The following is a 1,984-nucleotide window of genomic DNA, read 5'->3' as shown; positions in this document are numbered from 1 at the left end:
CCGGCCCCGCGCTCGCTGCCGTCGCATACGCCGAGTGGGACGAGTCGACCCCCGACGCGGCGACGTACTACGTGACCGCGCGCTCCGGCACCGGGTGGACCACGACCGAGTACGGGACTGCCGGTCCGCGCCTGGGGTACACCGACACCGCGAACTACATCGCGGGCATGGCGTTCCCCAACCCGTGCATCGACGACCGGGTCGCGGTCGCACGGCAGGTCGACGGGCTGTCGAGTGTCGACATGTACGTCGGCGACACGTCCACGCAGCTCGCCGCCAGCGCCACCACGCGCCTCGCCCGCCCCGCGTTCCCGATCAACGGCGACCCGACTCGCGTCATCGCCTCAGACGTGTCCTACTACGGCGCGTCGTACACCGACTACGCCTCGGACATCGTCGCGCTGTTCGACGACACGGGCTCCGACGTCGTCACGTCCGGCACGCAGCAGGTGACGATCCTGTGCGGCGAGCTGCGGACCGGTCGCATCCTGTCGACCGTCCCCGTCTCGGCGGCCTCGTGGGAGCAGGTGCACCGCGACGCGGGAAGCATCGAGATCACGGTCCCGGTCACGTCGGCCGAGGTCCAGGCGATGCCCGACCTGCTCTCCTGCCTCGAGGGCCCCGCGTTCTACCTGGCCGTCCAGAAGGGCGAGCAGATCATGGAGGCGGGCCCGATCTGGGCGTGGTCCTACGACGGCGTCTCGTCCCTGCGCGTCGCCGCTGCCGGCCTGTGGTCGCTGTGGGATCACCGCAAGGTCATGAAGGTTCTCGCGTCCGGTGAGAACCCGGCAGAGACGTCCCTGGGCTGGTCAGGGTTGAGCCTGGCCACGCTCGCCAAGCGGCTCATCGTCTCAGCCATGGCGCACACGGGCGGTTCGCTGCCTGTGGTCCTGCCCGCGGACATCGTCGGCACCAGCGAGCGCGAGTGGCCCGGCTACCAGCTCGCGACGGTGGCCGACGAGGTCCGGGCGATCATGGGCGTCATCGGCGGCCCCGACGTCGCCTTCGAGCCTCGTCTGACGCCGGACAACCTGAGCATCGAGTGGGTCATGCGCACGGGCACCACGAGCGCGCCGCTGCTGCACCAGTCGGGTAGCGACTGGCAGTGGGACACGACCGTCGTGCGCGGCGGCGCGGCGGGCTTGTCCGTGGATCGCGACTGGTCGTCGATGACGATGCGCGGGTGGGCGGTCGGCGAGGGGCAGGACGAGGCGTCTCTGATGTCGATGCGCCAAGACCTGACGCTGACCGACGCCGGGTACCCGCTGCTCGAGCAGGACCAGTCGTTCACGTCGGTGAGTGTGCAGTCGACGCTCGACCGGCACGCGGAGGCTGTCGTCGCGGCGAACCGTCGCGCGTGGCAGACGTGGGGCATGACCGTCGAGGCCGACGAGGTGCCGCGCCCTGGCGACTGGTGCCGCGTGTGGATCTCCAAGTCCCACCCGGTGCTCGGTCGGCTCGCGCGGTCGGCCCCGTACTACCGGGCGCGGCTGCTCAAGGTGTCCGGCGACCTGACCGACTTCGTGAAGCTCACGATGGCCCCGACGATGGACGCGAGGTAACTCATGGCCGACGAATGGTCCCCGCCGACTGAGGACTCCTCGACGGACTACCGCGCACCGCAGCAGGGGTTCGAGGCGCTGCTGTCTCGCCTGCGCCGTCTCGCTGCACGGGTCGCGGCCCTTGAGGGTTCGGCCCCGTTGCGGCAGGCGGGCGTGACGGTGAAGTCGCTCGGGCTGTGGGTCGACCGGGCGTTGCACGTGTCCGGCGACTTCACGTCTGCCGGTAGCGCGGACATCACCGGGGCGACGCACATCGGCGGCGCGACCGACATCGACGGCACCCTGAACGTGGACGCGAACACCACGATCGGCGGCACCCTCGGCGTGACGGGCAACACGACCCTCGGCGCCCCGACGACGATCTCCGGGGCGCTCACCGTCACCGGGGGGACGACGATCACCGGGTCGACGTCGATCGGCGG

2 protein-coding genes are annotated in these 1,984 nt (G+C 70.9%); both read left to right on the top strand.

What is annotated here, in order from left to right:
• Nucleotides 1-1,562: hypothetical protein (locus ABWK99_RS15920; protein ID WP_372595659.1), on the top strand; the 1,562-nt coding region annotated here is incomplete at its 5' end.
• Nucleotides 1,563-1,565: 3 nt separating this feature from the next.
• Nucleotides 1,566-1,984, top strand: a 419-nt coding sequence (locus ABWK99_RS15915; RefSeq protein ID WP_372595658.1) for a hypothetical protein, incomplete at its 3' end; no start/stop codon positions are given.

Source organism: Actinotalea sp., assembly GCF_041597215.1.
Taxonomy (GTDB): Bacteria; Actinomycetota; Actinomycetes; order Actinomycetales; family Cellulomonadaceae; genus Actinotalea.
This window is presented reverse-complemented; position numbering and strand designations above follow the sequence as displayed.